The 17,882-nt window shown below is 66.8% G+C and carries 14 protein-coding genes; 9 read left to right on the forward strand and 5 right to left on the reverse strand.

What is annotated here, in order from left to right; translation table 11 throughout:
* Positions 1-19: 19 nt before the first annotated feature.
* From ACO2Q0_RS01640 to ACO2Q0_RS01650, 3 genes are read left to right on the forward strand one after another with little or no spacing between them, the layout of a single operon-like run.
* Positions 20-580: a recombinase family protein gene (locus ACO2Q0_RS01640; protein WP_423349732.1), complete on the forward strand. Its 561-nt coding sequence runs from the start codon at positions 20-22 to the stop codon at positions 578-580.
* A 30-nt stretch (positions 581-610) separates the two neighbouring features.
* Positions 611-1,756, forward strand: a complete 1,146-nt coding sequence (locus ACO2Q0_RS01645) for an exonuclease SbcCD subunit D (RefSeq protein ID WP_423349733.1) — start codon at positions 611-613, stop codon at positions 1,754-1,756.
* Entirely contained in the window at positions 1,756-4,812 is a 3,057-nt protein-coding gene (locus tag ACO2Q0_RS01650) for an AAA family ATPase (RefSeq protein ID WP_423349734.1), read from the forward strand. The genes ACO2Q0_RS01645 and ACO2Q0_RS01650 overlap by 1 nt, the downstream gene beginning before the upstream one ends.
* Positions 4,813-5,174: 362 nt before the next feature.
* Here ACO2Q0_RS01650 and ACO2Q0_RS01655 read toward each other — a convergent pair whose 3' ends face one another.
* Together ACO2Q0_RS01655 and ACO2Q0_RS01660 are read right to left on the reverse strand one after the other, a co-directional pair.
* A complete protein-coding gene (locus tag ACO2Q0_RS01655; RefSeq protein WP_423349735.1) occupies positions 5,175-5,609 on the reverse strand; it encodes a hypothetical protein in 435 nt (144 codons plus the stop codon).
* Between the two features lie 286 nt (positions 5,610-5,895).
* A complete protein-coding gene (locus ACO2Q0_RS01660) occupies positions 5,896-6,483 on the reverse strand; it encodes a hypothetical protein (protein WP_423349736.1) in 588 nt (195 codons plus the stop codon).
* A gap of 365 nt (positions 6,484-6,848) precedes the next feature.
* On the opposite strand from ACO2Q0_RS01660, the gene ACO2Q0_RS01665 reads away from it, so the two are divergent.
* The 6 genes from ACO2Q0_RS01665 to ACO2Q0_RS01690 all read left to right on the forward strand — a co-directional run bounded on the left by ACO2Q0_RS01665 (position 6,849) and on the right by ACO2Q0_RS01690 (position 13,894).
* Positions 6,849-7,124 carry a hypothetical protein gene (locus tag ACO2Q0_RS01665; protein WP_423349737.1) on the forward strand — a complete coding sequence of 92 codons (276 nt, stop codon included), beginning with the start codon at positions 6,849-6,851 and terminating at the stop codon, positions 7,122-7,124.
* A gap of 1,102 nt (positions 7,125-8,226) precedes the next feature.
* Positions 8,227-9,318 carry a hypothetical protein gene (locus ACO2Q0_RS01670; protein WP_423349738.1) on the forward strand — a complete coding sequence of 364 codons (1,092 nt, stop codon included), beginning with the start codon at positions 8,227-8,229 and terminating at the stop codon, positions 9,316-9,318.
* Between the two features lie 107 nt (positions 9,319-9,425).
* Positions 9,426-10,091: a hypothetical protein gene (locus ACO2Q0_RS01675; protein WP_423349739.1), complete on the forward strand. Its 666-nt coding sequence runs from the start codon at positions 9,426-9,428 to the stop codon at positions 10,089-10,091.
* A gap of 368 nt (positions 10,092-10,459) precedes the next feature.
* Positions 10,460-11,761, forward strand: coding sequence for a DNA cytosine methyltransferase (locus ACO2Q0_RS01680; protein WP_423349740.1), 1,302 nt, complete (start codon positions 10,460-10,462; stop codon positions 11,759-11,761).
* A gap of 217 nt (positions 11,762-11,978) precedes the next feature.
* Positions 11,979-13,181 (forward strand): tyrosine-type recombinase/integrase, encoded by a 1,203-nt coding sequence (locus tag ACO2Q0_RS01685; protein ID WP_423349741.1) that lies wholly within the window; start codon positions 11,979-11,981, stop codon positions 13,179-13,181.
* A complete protein-coding gene (locus ACO2Q0_RS01690; protein ID WP_423349742.1) occupies positions 13,181-13,894 on the forward strand; it encodes a hypothetical protein in 714 nt (237 codons plus the stop codon). Before ACO2Q0_RS01685 ends, ACO2Q0_RS01690 begins: the two co-directional genes overlap by 1 nt.
* A gap of 168 nt (positions 13,895-14,062) precedes the next feature.
* On the opposite strand, the gene ACO2Q0_RS01695 is transcribed toward ACO2Q0_RS01690, so the two are convergent.
* The 3 genes from ACO2Q0_RS01695 to ACO2Q0_RS01705 all read right to left on the reverse strand — a co-directional run bounded on the left by ACO2Q0_RS01695 (position 14,063) and on the right by ACO2Q0_RS01705 (position 17,855).
* Entirely contained in the window at positions 14,063-15,175 is a 1,113-nt protein-coding gene (locus ACO2Q0_RS01695) for a tetratricopeptide repeat protein (protein ID WP_423349743.1), read from the reverse strand.
* 15 nt (positions 15,176-15,190) lie between these two features.
* Positions 15,191-16,606, reverse strand: coding sequence for a mannose-1-phosphate guanylyltransferase/mannose-6-phosphate isomerase (locus ACO2Q0_RS01700; RefSeq protein WP_423349744.1), 1,416 nt, complete (start codon positions 16,604-16,606; stop codon positions 15,191-15,193).
* A gap of 151 nt (positions 16,607-16,757) precedes the next feature.
* Positions 16,758-17,855, reverse strand: coding sequence for a branched-chain amino acid aminotransferase (locus ACO2Q0_RS01705; protein WP_423349745.1), 1,098 nt, complete (start codon positions 17,853-17,855; stop codon positions 16,758-16,760).
* Positions 17,856-17,882 lie beyond the last annotated feature (27 nt).

A 17,882-nucleotide genomic window follows, 5' to 3' on the forward strand; every position in this document is an offset into this window, starting at 1 on the left:
CTTGTGCAACAATGCGTGCATGATCATTGGCTATGCACGTGTGTCCACTGAGGACCAGCAGCTGGACCTGCAACGAGGAGCTCTGCGCGCGGCTGGTTGCGGTCGGATCTACGAGGAGAAGATCTCCGGTGCCAATCGCGCGCGGCCAGAACTTGAGCGGATGCTCGACCATCTCCGCGCGGACGATGTCGTTACCGTTACGCGCCTCGACCGGCTTGCGCGCTCGACCCGCGACCTGCTGGAAATTGCAGAGCGCCTGACGGGGGCAAACGCAGGCTTGCGCTCCCTCGCCGAACCGTGGGCGGACACGACCTCCCCAGCAGGGCGGATGATCCTCACCGTGTTCGCGGGCATAAGCGAATTCGAGCGCAGCCTCATCCTCGAGAGAACGAGCACCGGCCGCCGAGCCGCTCGTGCGCGCGGGGTCAAGTTCGGGCGCCGCCCGCTAATCACTGAAGCGCAGTGGGCGCACTTCGAGCCGCAGATCCGCGAAGGAGCTCTGTCGGCGAAGGATGCTGCAGCTCTTCTTGGTGTGAATCGGGCGACTGTTTACCGGCGGCTTACAGCAACGTCCGACTAGCGACAGCCCTAGAGCCTTCCGAGTAACGCGATGCGCCTGCTGCACACCTCCGACTGGCACCTCGGCCGCATGATGGCCCAGGAGAGCCTGCTCGAGGACCAGGCCTTGATCCTGGACCAGATCTTCGACCTGCTGGTGGAGAGCCGGGCGGACGCCATCGTCATCGCTGGCGACGTCTTCGACCGGACCGTGCCGCGGCGCGAGGCGGTCGACCTTTTCGACCGCTTCCTTACCCGCGTGTACCGCCAGACCAGCGCGGGCATCGTCGCCCTCGCCGGCAACCATGATGCACCGGAACGCATCGGCTTCGGCGGGGCGCTGCAGGACCCGGCGCGCGTGCTCATCCGCGGCCCTCTCGCCGCAAGGGCCGACCCGTTGCTGCTGGACGACGCGCATGGGCGGGTGGCGATTAGCGCCCTGCCGTTCTGCGAGGTCTACGCCGCCCGGGCCCATTACGAGGCGGTGGAGGTGAGCTGCCCTGAGCACGTCCTGACGCGGCAGCTGGCGGAGGCCCGCGCCCATTTGCCGCCGGATGCGCGATGGGTGGTCTGTGCCCACGCCTTCGTGCAAGGCGGCGCTGTCACCGAGACCGAACGGTCGCTGGATTTCGTCGGCGGGGTCGAGACCGTGCCCCACGCGCTGTTCGAGGGCGCAGCCTATGTGGCGCTCGGCCACCTGCACCGCACCCAGAGCGTCGGGGCCGACCACATCCGTTATTCGGGCTCGCCGATGGCCTTCGGCTTCGACGAAGCGGACGCGGTCAAGAACGTGCTGATCGTCGACCTTGATGCGCACGGCTTCGCCGGCGCGACGGCGCACCCGCTGCGTCCGCGGCGGCCGGTGCGGGTCATCGAAGGGGCGCTCGAGGCGCTGGTCCGCGAGGCGGGCCCCGGCCTTTGCGAGGACTTCATCAAGGCGGTGCTCACCGACGAGGGCGAGCTGGTGGATCCGATGGGGCGGCTACGCACGGTCTACCCATTCGCTCTGCAGATCGAACGCAGCGCCCGCCGCTCGGCCGAGGCAGGAGCGCGCGTGACGCCAGCCCATCCTCGCCGCGAGCCGGTCGAGGTGGTTGACGCGTTCCTGCGGGATGTCCGCGGCGGCGCCGGGCTCAACGAGCCCGAGCGGGAGATCGTCCGCGGCGCGCTCGCCGCAGCCGCCGACGAGGCCGCCTGATGCGGCCGATCCGTCTCGTCGCTCAGGCGTTCGGGCCGTTCGCGGAACGGGTGGAGATCGACTTCCGCCCTGCCCTGGCTCAGCGGCTGTTCGGCATCTACGGCCCGACGGGGGCCGGGAAGACGAGCGTGCTCGACGCGATGGCCTTCGCCCTGTTCGGCGTCTCATCCGGAGGGGAGCGGACGCGCGCCCACCTGCGCTCGGACCTCGCCGACCTCGATATGCGGACCTACGTGGAGTTCCTCTTCGAGCTCGGCGACCGGCGCTACTTCGTTCGCCGCGAGCCAGAACAGGAGCTGCGATCGGCGCGCAAGGACAGCCGGGTGTTTGCGGCGACGGCCGCGGTGTTCGACGCAACGGGGCTCGATCCCGACGCCATCGGGCTCGACAATCCGGGCCGAGCGATGGCCGAGCGCCGGCTGAAGGACGTCGACGAGGTCCTTTGCAACCTGCTGGGCTACGACGCCGAGCAGTTCCGGCAGGTGGTCATGCTGCCCCAGGGCCGCTTCCGCGACCTGCTGACCGCGGGCAGCGACCAGCGCTCGACGATCCTGCGCGGCCTTTTCGACGTCAGCGTCTTCGAGCGCTTCGCCGAGCGCCTCAAGAGCCGTGCGGCGGGGCTGGAGGCGGATGTGCTCAACGCCCGCCGCGAGATCGAGACACGGCTCGCGGACCTCGGGGCCGCATCCGCCGAGACGGTGCAGGCGATGATCGACGAGCGTCGCACCGCACTCGCTGCCGCCGAGGCCGAACGCACCGAACTCGAGGCCCGACGAACGGCGGCGGAAGCGGCCTGGGCGGCCGGCCGAGCGCTCGCCGAGCGTTTCACCGAGGCCACAACGGCCGACGCCGCGCTGGTCCAGCTGCAAGGGCAAGCCCCTGCGACGGCGGCGAAGCGGCTGCGGCTGGAGCAGGCGCAGGCCGCCCGCGAGCTGGTCCCGTTGCAGACCGCCGCCAGCCGTGCGGCGACGGAGGCCAGCCGTCGGGCGAGCGAGGTCGCCGATCTAGCCTACGCCTTGGAGGGCGCACGCCGAGGCGCCGAAGAGGCCGAAGCGGCGGCCGCGGCCTCCCGGCTTGAGGCACCCCGGCGCGGGGCTCTGCAAGAAGCCCGCGAGGCCGCGGCGCGCCGGCTGGACCGTGTCAAGGCGGCCGCACCGCTGCAGGCGGCGCTGGCGGAGGCCGAACGCCAGTTCACCGAAGCTGAAACGAACGCCGCCAAGGCAGGCGTCGCCGTGGAGCAGGCGCGCCGCGGCCTGGACGGCGCCGAGCAGAACCTGGCCGCAGCGCGGCAGCGAACCGAACGCGCAGGTGGACTGGCGCTGTCGCTCGAGAAACTGCGCCAGGCGTCCGCGGCCGCCCGGGCATACGAAGTCCAGCAGGCGCTCGCGGCCACCCGGCGCGCCACCCTGAGCGAGGCCGAAGCCAAGCTGGCGGAGGCGGACGCGGCCGCCCGGGATCTCGACACCTGTTTGGCGGAGCTGCGCAGCCGAACGCAGGCGGCGCACGCCGTGCAGCTGGCCTCCGAACTGCGCGACGGGGCCCCCTGCCCCGTGTGCGGCGCGCTGGAGCATCCTGCGCCGGCCCGCGGCGCGCTCGCCGGCGAGGATCCCGCGGATCTGCGAGCGGCGGAAGCCGCCGCCGGGCTCGGCCGTGAGGCCGTGGGCCGGGCGCAGACCGCCGCGGCCGAGGCCCGGGCCCTGGCAGCCGATGTCGCCGCCGCCTTGGCCGGACAGACCGCGCCTGAACAGCCGGCGGCCGTCTTGGCCGCGCAGGTCACCGCGGCGGAAGCCGAACTCGCCGATCTCCAAAGTGCGCCGGGAACGCCGGCCGCCGAAGCGGCCCTCGGCGCGGCGGCTGACGCCCTCCAGTCGGCCGAATCCGAACATCGCAGCACCCAGGCCGATGCGGCCACCCTCGCCAGCGCTCTGGAGGGCCGGCGCGCCGCGCTGGCCACCGAGCTGGCCACCGTCCCCCACGAGCTGCGCACCCCGGAGGCGGCCCAGGCTGCGCTGAACGCCGCCGCCAGCGCGGAAGCGGCGGCGCTGGCCGCGCACCAGGCGGCCGAGGCGCACGCGGCGAGCACCACCCAAGCCCTCGCGGTCGAAAGCGCCACTCTCGAGGCGCGACGCGGCGAGGCCGGACGGGCGGATGCGACGGCACAGGCAGCCGCGGCGGAGCTTGCGGCGGCGATCGCCGCAAGGGGAATGACGCCGGAGCTCTACGCGGCGGCGGCGAAGGACATCGGCCAGATCGAGGTTCTCATCGCGGAGCTCGCCGCCCACCAGGACGCATTGGCGGCGGCTGTCGACCGTCAGGCCCGGGCTGCGCGGGCTGTCGAAGGCGCCACCGCGCCGGATCTCGAAGCCCTCGCCGCGGCCAAGGCGGCGGCGGACACTGCCCTGACCACTCGATTGGAGCAGACCGCCAACCAGACGGCGGAGCTGCAGGGCTGGACCGCCGCGCAGGCGCGCATCGCGGAGTCGCAGCAGCGCCAGACCGAAGCCGAGGCAGCGTTCGCGACCGTTGGCGAGCTGTCGCGCCTGGCGCAGGGTCGGAATCCGTTGCGCATGTCGCTCGTGGACTACGCAGTCGCGGCCTATTTCGAGGACGTCCTGGAAGCCGCCAACATCCGCTTCCGGCGCATGTCGCAAGGGCGTTTCGAGCTGCGGCGCAAGACCGTAGCCCAGGACGGCCGCAGCCGTGCCGGCTTGGAGATCCTGGTCTACGATGCCCACAGCGGTCGTGAGCGCGACGCCCAGACCTTGTCTGGAGGTGAGGGCTTCATGGCTGCGCTTGCACTGGCCCTCGGCCTCTCGGACGTGGTGCAAGCGGAGAGCGGGGGCGTGAAGCTGGACGCCATCTTCATCGACGAAGGATTTGGCCACCTAGACGAGCAGAGCCTCGACCGGGCGCTCGACACCCTGCGCGACTTGGTGGGCGAGGCTCGGGCCGTCGGGGTGATCTCCCACGTGGACCTTGTGAAGGCCCAGATCCCAGCCGGCTTTGACGTCACGCCGAACCTGCGCGGGAGCCGCGTGGCGGCCCGGGCGGTCTGACCGCGCAGGCGGTCAGTTACACCGCCGCACGGCCTCAACGCTCAGGCCTCTGGCACGGCCAACCCGCGCGAGTGGGAGCAGCTATACATCCGAATGCCGTCGGTGGGCGCGTCGCACGCTTGGCCGCGGGGCGTGTGCTACAGGCTGCGCCTCTACGATGAGGGCGACTGATGTAGAGCCATCAGGTTGGATGATTTCGGCAAGTCCCTCGTCGGGCCATGCATCGGCCGCGTCGTAGTCGATAAGTGACCAGCGGACGGGCACGTCGTTATCCGGCGAGAATACGCTCTGAACGACGCCTCCTTCGACGACAATCCAGATCTCCGCCTCTGCGCCCGCCCCAAGAAGACCATCGGGACCGCCTACTGCAGCTTGGCGCACTTGAGTGTCCCAAGTTGCTCTTGCCACTTTTTCGAATCCCATCCGCGTTGCTCGAACTCGCCGAACGTAAGCTTGAATAGCACTAACTCCTGAGGACGTTCGAACCTGATCAAGAGATCGGGACACTCGTCACTAAGGTCCGTTAAGCCATAGAGTGAGATCGGAACATCATTCTCAGACATCCAGGAGATAAGGCGTTCCTGGACATCTTCTTCGTAGAATTGAATGATGAAGTCCTGCTCAAGCCGCTGCTCCAGTCGGTAGTAGTCACTGTCTTCCGCAATCCAGAGATCTAGATCGTCTCCCGCGCTATCGTTTTGAACGAGAGCGTCGAAGGCAAAGCCATAGTAGTACGGGTCGATCTCTGGTGGGCATGGCGGCCCATGGGTACCGCACTCAATGAGCATGATGTGCATATGCGCCAGGTATCGGAATTTCTCTCTGCCAACCAAAGTGGCTGACAACGCAGTCTTCGGCTCCGGCCACCCGTGGAGGTCAAATTTTAGGGTCATAATAATATTCGTTGTGGGGAAGTTTATCTCGCAGCCTTTCGAGCGCGAGTGGAAGCTGCGCCCCGGCGCGGCACTGCGTTCCAGATCTCGCCGGCCCGCCTAGTCAGCAGTGGGAATTCTGCCGACTTGCGGTGGGTCAAAGCCACTGGTTGTCGCTAACGATCGCAGCTGACGCCGAGGGCGCACTACTTCAGTGAATGGTGCCTGCGCCGCCCTGCGCAGAGCAATTTAGCGGCTGCACAATGGACAAGTACGCTCGCGCGAGCTCGGTGCGGTCGTCATCCCGCAACTCGTCTGGGGTAGGAAGCAGGCAGGCGAACCGCGCGTTGAAGGTCCGCTCCGAGATGTCCTCAAAGTGTCGCGATGTTTCGCGACCCAAAGTTGCCTGAGAGTCCGACGCGCGCGAAATCTGGTGGACGACGCGGGACGATCCCTCGTGGGTCTCGACGCCGATGACCACCACCTCTGTCCGGTTGGGGTCAGCGCTGGGCGCTCCGCCCCAGCCTGGCGATCCCGCCCAACCTTCCGACAGGTAGGCGATGGCGTGGGCCTGCTCAAGCTGCGCCGTCGCTCGGATGACGGTTGCGAAGTCGTCCTTCTCGACGGCCCCACCTTCCCCTTCAGAGAATACGCCCTCCAAGCACACCATTGTTCCGACGCCAAAGATAACAACCTGCATCGGGAAGCCACCCTCTTGCTCAAGGAAATCAGAAGCGATTTCGCGGGCGGTCTTGAGAATTTGCGCATGGCGCAACGGCATAAGTATCGTAGATTTCATAAACCTTTTGTTTCGTCGCCCCTTTGCGTTATTGCGAGGCGATGAATACGTTGTACTACAGCAGCCGTCTTGGATTCATCAAAATTCGACACCTACCGCATTGTTTTGTTTTTATTGCAAATAACAGACGTCCGTGTTATAAAGTCGGAATTACAACGCAATAAGGACAAATGATACCGATAACTCAACCTCGCGCTAGATATGGCGCGCTTGTAAAATTTTCGGAGTTCCTGCCGGGTGACATCTATTGTCACCGGACCACTAAATGGAACCGGCTTCTGCGCCGGAAGAAACTGCGATCCACGCCCTTCGAGATTCAAGCCGAATGCTGGCGGACTTTCGCGGTACACGAACACCAGCCTGCGATGACAGAGACGTATCTAGCGATTGGCATGCAGGCGCTTCACCAGACGGTACCGGATCATCAGTGGTACCCAGCCCTGTTCCAGAAGAACATCCTGACGTATGAGACGCGAACTCTGAGGCGTTTGTGCCTAGACGAGGCGGTCGCCGCCCGACTATGCGCCCTTGTCTTCTTCGACGCCTCTCAAGAGGACCTGGGGGCGGCGCTTACGGCGCTGGGCGCGGTGACATCAGCCGCGATGCTGCATGACTTTCGCGAAGATTGGCTTCCGGTGTAGCGGCTTCCTTATCGTCGTGTCGGATGCCGGCGCAGGCGCGCCGGACGCAATCTGATAAATAGTGTGGGTCGCGAGAAGCGGCCCACCGAAGTCATACGCTCAGGGGAAAGGTCGAGATGATCGCGGTGACCCCGCCGCAATGAACGCGATTTCCGGGACGATCAGACCGGCGCGTTGAGAGAGCGCTCAACCAGGCGGACATCGGGCGTTCGAGTGGCTAACCACTCATGCGACCCGAGCAACGGCTCCTGGGCCCCAGTGGGCAGAAGGCATTGAACAAGATGACGGGTCCGCGTTGAACGATTCTGCGACCGTCAGCTTCCGGAGGTTCCTGTCATGGCCGGCCGGAAACGCTTGGGTCGCAAGACCCATAACCGCCTCGACTAAAGTCGGGAGGGCGCTGCAAAGCCGGGCCTCGGGAGGCCGCCGGCAGCGGGTAGAACCGCGAACGTGGCGATGACAGAGGGCGCATACTGCCCATCCTCCTCTCCGCCGACCTGACGATAGCAATCAGGACCGGTGGGGGGGGAAGAAGGCGTTTCCCCAACGTCATTTCGGTGCGTGGTAGCCGGCAACAAACCGACGAGGTCACCCGAAGGTCAGTTGTTCGAGCAAGCAGCCAAGCGAAGCAAACGCGAAGCGCAGCTGCGCCGCGAGATCGGTCTCGCGAGGACAGGGCTCTGCCCGCGAGCGAGGCCGCAGAACACCTGGTGCATAGAAGCCGAACCGCGTGGCTGGCGCCCCACGGCGCTCGCGCGTCTCCCTCTCGCTCGCAAGCTCGCTCGCCCCGACGCACTCGCGGGTTGCTAGACAACGGCTTGTGACGAGCAGGAGGTTGGGCCGACGAGATCTGCTTGTTCGCGCCTGGCCGGCCGCCTACCGGCGCCATACTCACAGGTGCTGGGGTCTTTGGTGACCCGTGCGCGCGGATTCTGGTCGGCGGCCGCTGAATTCGGGCGCAGGTCGTGGGTCGCCAACGACATGCAGTTGACGAATGGCCGACCTGTGCGAGTCTGAAGGTGATGATTAGCCCATCCAGCTACGTTTCCGCCGCCGAATTACGCGGCGCTAGGTAAAGCAGAGCCGCCTCTTGGAGGCGCGGATGGACATCTTCGAAGACTTCGAAATGAGCGAGCGTGGAGCGCTGCTCGTCAAGCCCCTGCAGGCGAGCTGGGCGCTCCATGCCGCCACCATGATCGATGATCACTCGCCAGGCTTCCTCGCAGCACTCGTCCGGAGCCGCGGGGCTCACCGCCATGCTATGCACGCCGTTCTCGCAGCGTCCCTGCGAGGTCACCTGGATCGGCTTCCGGAGCTTGGCGTAAGCAGCGCTCAAGAAGGTGCTCTGAGGGCACTTGGCGAGACCTTGCCTCTAGCGAAGCCGCGCCAAGCCATCGAATCTGCGTTCCAGCTGTCGAGCTTCACCGGACTTGGAACGCTGGCCCGCCTTGTTGAGCCACTCCAGCCTGACGACTACGTGCAGCTTATTGAAGTGCTCAGCGACCCGGCAGAGCGCCACCGTCGTAACGTGCTTCAGCATATTCCCAGGATCGACCACGACCGGCTCCGCGCGGTGCTCGCTCTCGATCCTGCGCTGTGCGTGGTGCGTATCGCGCGGAAGGTGCGTCGTGAGCAGCAAGCCCGAGTTGCGAATGATGTTCTTGCAGTGGTTCGCGGGCGCCGGCCCGACCTAACGGAGCGCGAACTGCGTGAGTATGCTGGCCAAGCCGACCAGCACTCGCCGCTGCACGCGCAGCTTGAACGGCTTCTCGCCCTGGTGAAGGAGCTGCCCCACCTCCCCTTCGATGAGCCGCGCGACTTCAGATACCTCCGGAGCGTGGCGCAGTTCGAGGATTGTGGCAGGCGCTTCCGCAATTGTATCGCTAGCAAATTCTTGGACGCACTTTCCGGCCGGGTCATCTGGCTCGAGTACCTGCCACGGCCGGCGATCGCAGCCTTACTGCCCACCTCCCAAGGGTACATGCTGTCTAAGATCCACGGGCCAGGCAATGCTCCCGTCTTCCCCGACTTGGTGGAGGAGGTGCGGTCCGCACTCTCCAAGTTCGGCGTTCCCGTCATCACGCCGGCGCCGGTGGCGGGTCCGCTGGCGAGCGTGCGTTTTGCTTTGATGAAGTACGATCCGTTTTGCTTCGGGCCCGACGAGTGGGATCACTCTGCGCCGGAGTTGGATTGAGATCACATGGCCCAGGCCGTGCGCACCTCGGCAACCGGTAAGGTGCGGCAGGGCCAGACATTACTTTCGGAACACACGCCCAATTCGCAAGCGCCGCTAAATAGAAGATGCAGTCGCGCCAGGCCGCAACCGAACCCGCAACGTGCGGCGCGCCCTCGCGCTGGCGCTGGGCTGACCGATGTAATCGCCCCTCCTGCCCTAAGTGCTTCCAGCGCTTTGCAGAGAAGCAACTGGCTCAGACGATCGCCACTTTTGGCGATGCCGCGCCCGGCCAGCTCGGTTGGTTCGAGATCGATCTCGGCTGCGTGGCGGACGCAAGCCGTCTGCGCCGGCCCACCACCAACCGGCTCAGAAACACTGTGGATCGGCAGCGCCGCAGCACGCTTGGCGCCCCGTGGGATGACATCCACATACGAGCTCTGTTCGGCACCAGGTTGGATCAACTAACGCTGAGTGGCTTCATCTACTTCGGCGATGTCGCGCCACACGCGCTAGGTCGCGTGATCGCCAACGCGTGGTCGAGCGCGGCCGTTCGCCTCGTCGCCTTTAATAGCGAAGGCTCACCTGCCCCAATGCACCACTTTGGCGCGCTCTGGGCCGCAACGCCCATGATGGATCTACGATCCTTCAGGGAATTACGGGTCGTCGTAGGACCGCGCTGGAGTAAGGCGACCCGTCATGGCAAACCGTCGCAAGGTGTGCTGCACGACCTTGATCCTCTGCCTGTCAGCGTGAGTTTCGACGACCCTTCCGCCTGGTGGCGAGGGTGGTGAAGGTCAAGCTTACGATCCTGGCCGCGGTGCGCCAAAGCCCTAGCCACCCCGGATCCGCCTCAAGATCAGCTCCGACGGCCGACCCGCCGACGAAGTTTAGCTATTCTTCGTGCCCGAACTATTGTCCGGAGATGCTGTGAGAGAAACTTCGACCGCGGGTAGGCTGTAGTTTTAGGTGTACGGCGTGTAACTCGCGCTAATCTTTGAGCAAAATTTCTTGTTTGTGAGATCTTGTTGAACGCACTTTCTGACGTCCGTGGTGTTGACGGCCAGAAAAGCTGTCGTAGATGACGAATTGACTGCGAAACGACCAGATCCCTAAGTCGTCTCGTTGGACCCGATTTTTCTATCATCCACGGCTTTCTGAAATGTCTGCTCAGATCATTGACTTCCAGCGCTGGAAAGCGGCGCATCCGAGGCGCGCGAGGCGTAGTGCGCTAAAAGGTCCGTCGGGCGGCGGCAAACTGAAGAACCGGCGCCGGCGAGCACGAGAAGCCGTGATGCCGCTTCTGCGGCGCGACCGATCGATAAGCGTGCACGAGTTGTTCTCGGCCTTGGGCGGAAGGATGATCCGCAGAGGCGCAAGATCGGCCGCCGTGAGCGGCCGCGTGTCGCTTGGGAGCGTCAGAAACGTACTCAAAGCAGCACTTCGCGAGGGGCTAGTAGAGGTCGAAGGCCGCGGCGTGCGGCACTACCCAACCAAGTACAGGCTGCGCCCAGCGCCCTTTACGTTCGTAGATTTATTTTCAGGGATCGGGGGCATGAGATTGGCGCTCGAGGGCGCTGGCGGCGAGTGCGTATTCAGCTGCGAGATCAACCGTCGCGCAGCGGACACCTACGAGGCCAACTTCAAAGATCGGCCGTGCGGTGACATTCGTGGCATCCAGCCGCACGACATCCCTGAGCACGACGTGATGGCCGCTGGTTTCCCTTGCCCGCCGTGGAGTCTCGCCGGGAAACGTCGAGGGTTTGCCGACCCACGAGCCGCCTTGTTTTTCAACGTGGCCGAACTCATCCGCGTGAAGCGGCCTCGCGCTGTCATCCTGGAGAACGTCAAAGGCCTCGCGACGCGTGGCTTTAGGAGCGGCCTCGCGAAGGTGGTCGATACCCTCAAAGGGCTCGGGTACGTCGTGCACACCAAGGTGCTGAATGCACTACATTTCGGCCTACCGCAGAAGCGGGAGCGGATCATCATCGTTGGCTTCCGTGACGACCTTCCGTTCGCTTGGCCAGATGTCATTCCTGGAACGGCGAGCCTCGCCGACTTTCTCGACCCCGAGGCCGATGCGGACCCAGCTCTGCTGCCGACGGAGGAGGCGGCGGCCAAGGTCCAGCGCATTGTCGCCGCGAAAGGGACTCGGGTCTTCGAGCCGGCGGTGTGGCACACGAACCTGACCTGCAACGTGTCGGTAAGGCCCCACTCAGTCGCGTTGCGGGCCGAGGCCTCCGCAAACTACATCCTTGTCAACGGACGGCGGCGCCCCTCGGCACGCGAACTTCTTCGATGGCAAGGCTTTCCGCCGCACTTCCAGTGCTTGGGATCCTACCGGGACGTCCGCCGCCAGACCGGAAACGCAGTTCCTGTCCCTATGATTCGCGCGGTTGCCGCAGAGCTGCGCCAGGCACTTCATTCTGAGTGTTTGTCGCCATGCACGTGGGCGTCAGCATGAACCCCACGGACCCAGAGCAGTTTGGTCAGGCGCAGAAGGGGTTTCCGTCTGCACACTCGCCGCTCCGGCTTGAGGACGCTGTCGAGGCGCTTCGATCGGAGCTCCCAATCACGATAAGCATGTTAAGAACCGAGATACGGAAAGGCCGACTAATTCCTGCTGAAGTCGCTGGGAAGTTCTTTGTGACTCCCGCCCAGATCCGAGACCTGTTCAAGCCATGCCCCGCCGCGCCAAGCCGCCTCGGCTCTACCTCCGTCAGCAGCGCGACGGCCGAACCGGCAAGCTCCTCAGCCCGGTCTGGGTCATCCGTGACGGACAGGTTGAGCGCAGCACGGGCTATGGCCCTGAGCTCGACGAGGCGGCCACCCAGCTCCAGCGGGCCCTCGCCGACTACCTCGCCTCGAAGTTCACCGCGCCGGCGCTCAAGGCCGACAGCCGACGTGATCCCGCTCAAGTCCTCGTCGCCGAGGTCATAGCCCTCTACAGCCAGGACAAGGCCGGCGCGTCCGGGCTGGATGCCCCCACCTTTGACCGCTTCGTAGCGAACCTGCTCGCCTGGTGGGGCGAGAAGACCCTTGTCGAGGTCAAGCGGTCCACCTGCCGTGCCTACGCCGAGCACCGCCAGTCGCAGCCGGACGCCCGCTACAAGGATCCGAAGACGGCGCCACGGGTCTCCTCAGAGACCGCCCGCCGCGAGCTCGAGATGCTCTCGGCCGCGATCGGGCACTGGCATGGCGAGGACACGCTCACCACCCGCCCGGTGGTCTGGCTGCCAGATAAGCCGGAGAGCCCGCGCGACGCCCTGACCCGCGCCCAGGCAGCGGCGCTGCTCAAGGCGTCGATGGGCTACCGCCGGCAGGAAGACGGCACCTGGAAGCGCCTTGGCGGCTCGGCGATCGCGAACCGCGCCCACCTCCGCCGCTTCATCCTGATCGGCCTCTACACCGGCACCCGCCACTCAGTGATGCGCGCCCTGCTGCGCGAGGAAAGCCTGTTTCAGGCCTGGGTAGATCTAGATAAGGGGATGATATATCGGCGCGGCCGCGGTGAGCGCGAGACCACGAAGCGCCGGCCGGTTGTGAAGCTGCCGCCTCCCCTGCTGGCTCATATGCGCCGCTGGGACCGGCTCGACCGGAAGCTGAAGCCAGTGCCACCTTCGATACTGCACCATGGCGGTGAGCCCATCGCCGGGAAGATCCGCACCGGCTTCGAGGGCTGCGTCAGGGACGCGGGTCTGCCCGAAGAGGTGACGCCGCACTGGATGCGCCACACCGCAGCTACCTGGCTGATGGAAGCTGGCGTGGATATGTGGCTCGCCTCTGGGTACCTGGGCATGTCCACGGCGACGCTAGAGAAGCACTACGGCCACCACAGGCCAGACTACCAGGCGGCCGCTTCACGCGGCATCGGGCGCCGCTGATGCAGGCCGCTGCAACTACAGTTGAGACGAGCCTCTGGGTCGGTCCGGCGGTCACAGCTGCCATCGTCAGCGGCTTGGTCGCCCTGGCCAGCCTAGCGACGAACACGCTCATAACGCTGAATAGCAACGACAGGCGCCTGAAGGCCGAGCGCAAGGCCCTCGAGCGGCGCGGAGAGTTGGACCTGCAGCTCGCCGAGAAACGTATGCGCCTCGACCGCCACCTCGCGCTCAGCCGGCGCCGGGCTGAAGTCGCGGAGGCCGTACTGGGCGACTTCTACGAGATGGCGCGCATCTTCGAGCAGGTGCGCTCGCCGATGATTTGGGCGGGTGAGATGGAGGCCGAGGAAGGGGTGCCCGAGGCGGTCACGAAGAACAGTGGCTACGGCGTGATCCGCCGCCTTCGGAAACAAGAGGAGTTCTTCGCGCGGCTGGAGGCGAGGCGCTTCACGGCCGCCGCTCTGTTCGGCCCCGAGGTGCGCGAGCACTACCAAGCGGCAATCCGGTTATTCAACGCGATCTACAACGCCGGCCGCTACATCCTCGACGTGAAGGATGGCGACCAGGACACTGAGCAGCGGAGCTACCTAGTGGAGCAGCGCAGGGTGGCGTTCGCCACGGGCGAGGATGACCCGACCACTCGGAAGATCAACGAGCTCGTGATGGCGGTGGAGAAAGTCTGCCGGCCATATCTGGAGGCAGACGCGCCGGATTAGCGCACCACCCAGAAACCACCCTGGAACGTTCAAGATCGACGTGAACGGAATGCGAATATCTGGGTGGCATAGCGGCCCCTCCCTCTCGGCGAAGCCGTGAACTCACCTCGTTCACACCGAGGGGGTCACAGGTTCAATCCCTGTCGCATCCACCATCTCTTCCACCGCTCAGCTCAGACCGCGGACCACGTCCTCGATGACGCGCGACCAGTCGCCGGCCGTCTTCTGCCGGATCAGCCTCGCGCCCGGATACCAGGGGCTGTCGTCGCGATCCCTGAGCCATCGCCAGTCGCAGCCGTAGGCGGGCAGGAGGATCCAGGTGGGCTTGCCCAGGCTGGCGGCCAGGTGGGCGACCGAGGTGTCGACGCTGACCACCAGGTCGAGGCCGGCGACCATGTCCGCGGTGTCCTGCATGTCTTCCGCGCCGCTGTCCTCGGGGTGCAGGCTGACGGCGCCCGGGATGGCCAGCAGCTCACGGCCGAGCTCCGGGGGCAGCGACTTGTGCCGGGCGTTCCAGGCTCGCGCTTGAGTCCGCCAGACGACGCCGATGCGGCCGGGCATGGGCCGCGGCGTCGCGGCGAACGGCGCCGGCGGCGGGATGTCGTCCAGCGTCGTCCCGAACAGCCCCGGCAGCGAGAACGGCAGCACCGCGACATCGAACGCCCCCATCGGATCGAACACGCCCAGCCCGTCCAGCAGGCGGACCAGCTCGGCGTGCGGGGCGATGCTGAGCTGCGCGCCCCTGGCCTTCAGCAGCGGCAGGTAGCGGGCCGTCTGGATCATGTCGCCCAGCCCCTGCTCGCGCCAGACGAGGATGCGCTTGCCGCGTGGGTCGCCGCCGTCCCATTCGGGGCCTGGCAGATGCTCGGGCGTGCCCAGCGTACCGCGGCGCGCCTCGGCCAGGGGCCAGCCCTCGGCATAACGGCCCAGCGCCAGCAGCGTGTAGCCGAGGCCCGCGGTCGCCTCGCGCTCGCCCGGCTCGCGCGCCAGGGCCTCGCGATAGGCGGCCTCGGCCTCCTCCAGGCGGCCCAGGTGACGCAGGTGGGTGGCAAGCGTGGTCCAGCGGCCGGCCAGCTCCGGATCGAGCGCGATCGCCCGGCGATAGGCCGCCTCCGCCGCCTCGAAGCGGTCCAGCATGCGCAGCGCCGAGCCCAGGTTTTGATGCGGCCGGGGGTCGTCGGGCGCGAGCCGCATAGCCTCCTCGAACCGGGCCGCGGCGGTCGCGAAGTCGCCCGCCCTGTAGGCGGTCAGGCCGATGTCCAGCAGATCGGGCGCAGCCACGCCTTGCGGATCCTTCTAGGTGCGGGCGTAGACGTCCTCGAAGCGGACGATGTCGTCCTCGCCGAGGTAGGGCCCAGACTGCACCTCGATGAGGTTCAGCGGCACCTTTCCCGGGTTGCTCAGGCGGTGGACCGCGCCAAGCGGGATGTAGACGGACTCGTTCTCCGCCAGCAGGCGTTCCTCGCCGTCGATGTGCACCGCGGCGGTGCCGTTCACCACGACCCAGTGCTCGGCGCGGTGGAAGTGCTTCTGCAGCGACAGCTTCTCGCCGGGGTTCACGGTGATCCGCTTCACCTGGAAGCGATCGCCCTCGTGGATCCCCTCATAGTAGCCCCAGGGTCGGTAGACCCGGCGGTTCTGGGTCGCGGCGGGATGGTTGCGGGCCTTCAGCAGCTCGACGGCGGTCTTCACGCCCTGGTCGGCGTCCTTGCGGGTCACCAGCACGGCGTCGGAGCTCGCCACAACCACCAGGTCCTCGACCCCCACGGTGACCACCAGTGGGCCTTCGCTCCGGATGTAGGAGCCCCGGGTGTCCTGCGCCGTCACGTCGCCTAGCAGCACGTTGGCCTGCTTGTCCTGCGCCCCGATCTCCCAGAGCGCCGACCAGGCCCCGACATCGCTCCAGCCGAAGTCGCCGGGAACGACCGCCGCAGCGTCCGTGCGCTCCATCACCGCGTGGTCGACCGAGATGCTGGGGCTCTTCGCGAAGGCGGTCTTGTCGAGCCGCAGGAACGTCAGGTCGCGCTGGGCGCCGGCGACCGCCGCCTCCACCGCCTCCAGCACGGCGGGCTCATGGCGGCGCAGTTCGGCCAGCAGCTTGGCGGCAGGGAGCAGGAAGATGCCGCCGTTCCATAGATAGCGCCCGTCGGCGAGGTAGCCCTCGGCCGTGGCGAGGTCGGGCTTCTCGACGAACTCGGCGACGGCGCGCGCCCCGCCGCCCAGCTCGTCGCCCGCGCGGATGTAGCCGTAGCCCGTCGCCGGCGAGTCCGGGTGGATGCCGAACAGGACGAGCCGCCCCGCCGCGGCCGCGCCCTGCCCGGCCCTGACCGCGGCGCGGAAGCCGGCCGGGTCCTGGATGACGTGGTCGGCCGGCATCACGAGGATGACGGCGTCGGGATCCTGCTCCGCCGCCAGCACGGCGGCCACCGCCACCGCCGGCGCGGTGTTCCGGGCCACCGGCTCCAGCACGATGGTCGGGCCGTCCACGCCGAGCGCGCGGAGCTGTTCGGCGATGACGAAGCGGTGGTCCTCGTTGGCCACCACCATGAGCCTGCCGAACTGCGCCGGGTCCATCACCCGCGCCGCCGTTTCTTGCAGCATCGTCCGTTCGCCGGCCAGAGGCAGAAGCTGCTTCGGATAGCTCTCGCGCGACAGCGGCCACAACCGCGAGCCCGAGCCGCCGGAGAGAATGACGGGATAGATCTTGCTCACGCTCGCCCCCAAGCGAATCCGCAACGCCGTCGTCGGGCGGGGATGTCTTCGCCGACCTCCTAGCGCGGCTGCAAGCGTCAGGCCACCGCGCCGATGACCGCATGGAAAACACCGGCTCAGGCGGAACGGCGTCCGCCTGAGCCGCTACGGCCTAGCCGTCCATGTCGATCTTGTGCACCCAGCCGTAGGGATCCGCCGCCGTGCAGCGCTGGATCCCGGTGAGCTGGTCGCGAAGGCGGGTGGTCATCGGCCCTTCCGAGCCGCCGCCGATCTTGAAGGCGCCGCCGGCGTGGCGGATCTCCCCGATGGCGGCGAGCACCGCGGCGGTGCCGCAGGCGAAGGCCTCCTTCAGCCGCCCGCTGGCGGCGTCCGCCTGCCACTCCTCGAACGTATAGGGCCGTTCCTCCACCTTCAGCCCGGCGTCCTTGGCCAGGGTGAGGATCGAGTCACGGGTCACGCCCGGCAGGATGGTTCCGCCCAGCGGCGGGGTGACCAGCGTGCCGTCGTCGAAGACGAAGAACACGTTCATCCCGCCCAATTCTTCCACGTAGCGGTGCTCGGCGGCGTCCAGGAAGACCACTTGGTCGCAGCCGTTCTTGATCGCCTCGGCCTGGGCGACCAGGCTGGCGGCATAGTTGCCGCCGCACTTGGCCGCGCCCGTGCCGCCGGGGGCGGCGCGGGTGTAGGCGTCCGAGACCCACACCGTCACCGGCTTGGCCCCGCCCTTGAAATAGGCGCCCACCGGGCAGGCGATCACGCAGAAAGTGTATTCCGCCGCTGGCCGCACGCCGAGGAAGGCCTCGGTGGCGATCATGAACGGCCGGAGATACAGGCTGGCGCCCTCGCTGGTGGGTATCCAGTCGGCGTCGGTGCGCACCAGGGCCTCGATGGCGCTCACGAACAGCTCCGGCGGGAGCCGCGGCATGGCCATCCGGTCGGCGGAGTCGAGGAAGCGCTGGGCGTTCGCGTCGGGCCGGAAGAGCACCACGTCGTTGCCGCGGGTGCGATAGGCCTTCAGCCCCTCGAAGATCTCCTGGGCGTAGTGCAGGACGGCCGCGGCCGGATCGAGCTGGAAGGGCTCGCGGGCGCGAACCTGAGCGTCGTGCCAGCCGACGCCCTCGGTCCAGCGGACCGTGACCATATGGTCGGTGAATACCTTGCCGAACCCCGGATCCTCGAGCAACGCCGCCCGCGCGTGCGGCGGCGTCGGAGAAGCATGCGGGCGTCGGGTGATGAGCAAGGTGTCCATGGTCCTATCGTCTTTGACTAGGACCTT

It is taken from the genome of Phenylobacterium sp. VNQ135, from assembly GCF_049445735.1.
Taxonomy (GTDB): Bacteria; Pseudomonadota; Alphaproteobacteria; order Caulobacterales; family Caulobacteraceae; genus Phenylobacterium.

Excerpts from the sequence above, each read along its gene's own strand:
- ACO2Q0_RS01640 (WP_423349732.1), top strand. The coding sequence starts at position 20 with ATGATCATTGGCTATGCACGTGTGTCCACTGAGGACCAGCAGCTGGAC.
- ACO2Q0_RS01645 (WP_423349733.1), top strand. The coding sequence starts at position 611 with ATGCGCCTGCTGCACACCTCCGACTGGCACCTCGGCCGCATGATGGCC.
- ACO2Q0_RS01650 (WP_423349734.1), top strand. The coding sequence starts at position 1,756 with ATGCGGCCGATCCGTCTCGTCGCTCAGGCGTTCGGGCCGTTCGCGGAA.
- ACO2Q0_RS01655 (WP_423349735.1), bottom strand. The coding sequence starts at position 5,609 with ATGCACATCATGCTCATTGAGTGCGGTACCCATGGGCCGCCATGCCCA.
- ACO2Q0_RS01660 (WP_423349736.1), bottom strand. The coding sequence starts at position 6,483 with ATGAAATCTACGATACTTATGCCGTTGCGCCATGCGCAAATTCTCAAG.
- ACO2Q0_RS01665 (WP_423349737.1), top strand. The coding sequence starts at position 6,849 with ATGACAGAGACGTATCTAGCGATTGGCATGCAGGCGCTTCACCAGACG.
- ACO2Q0_RS01670 (WP_423349738.1), top strand. The coding sequence starts at position 8,227 with ATGGACATCTTCGAAGACTTCGAAATGAGCGAGCGTGGAGCGCTGCTC.
- ACO2Q0_RS01675 (WP_423349739.1), top strand. The coding sequence starts at position 9,426 with ATGCAGTCGCGCCAGGCCGCAACCGAACCCGCAACGTGCGGCGCGCCC.
- ACO2Q0_RS01680 (WP_423349740.1), top strand. The coding sequence starts at position 10,460 with ATGTCTGCTCAGATCATTGACTTCCAGCGCTGGAAAGCGGCGCATCCG.
- ACO2Q0_RS01685 (WP_423349741.1), top strand. The coding sequence starts at position 11,979 with ATGCCCCGCCGCGCCAAGCCGCCTCGGCTCTACCTCCGTCAGCAGCGC.
- ACO2Q0_RS01690 (WP_423349742.1), top strand. The coding sequence starts at position 13,181 with ATGCAGGCCGCTGCAACTACAGTTGAGACGAGCCTCTGGGTCGGTCCG.
- ACO2Q0_RS01705 (WP_423349745.1), bottom strand. The coding sequence starts at position 17,855 with ATGGACACCTTGCTCATCACCCGACGCCCGCATGCTTCTCCGACGCCG.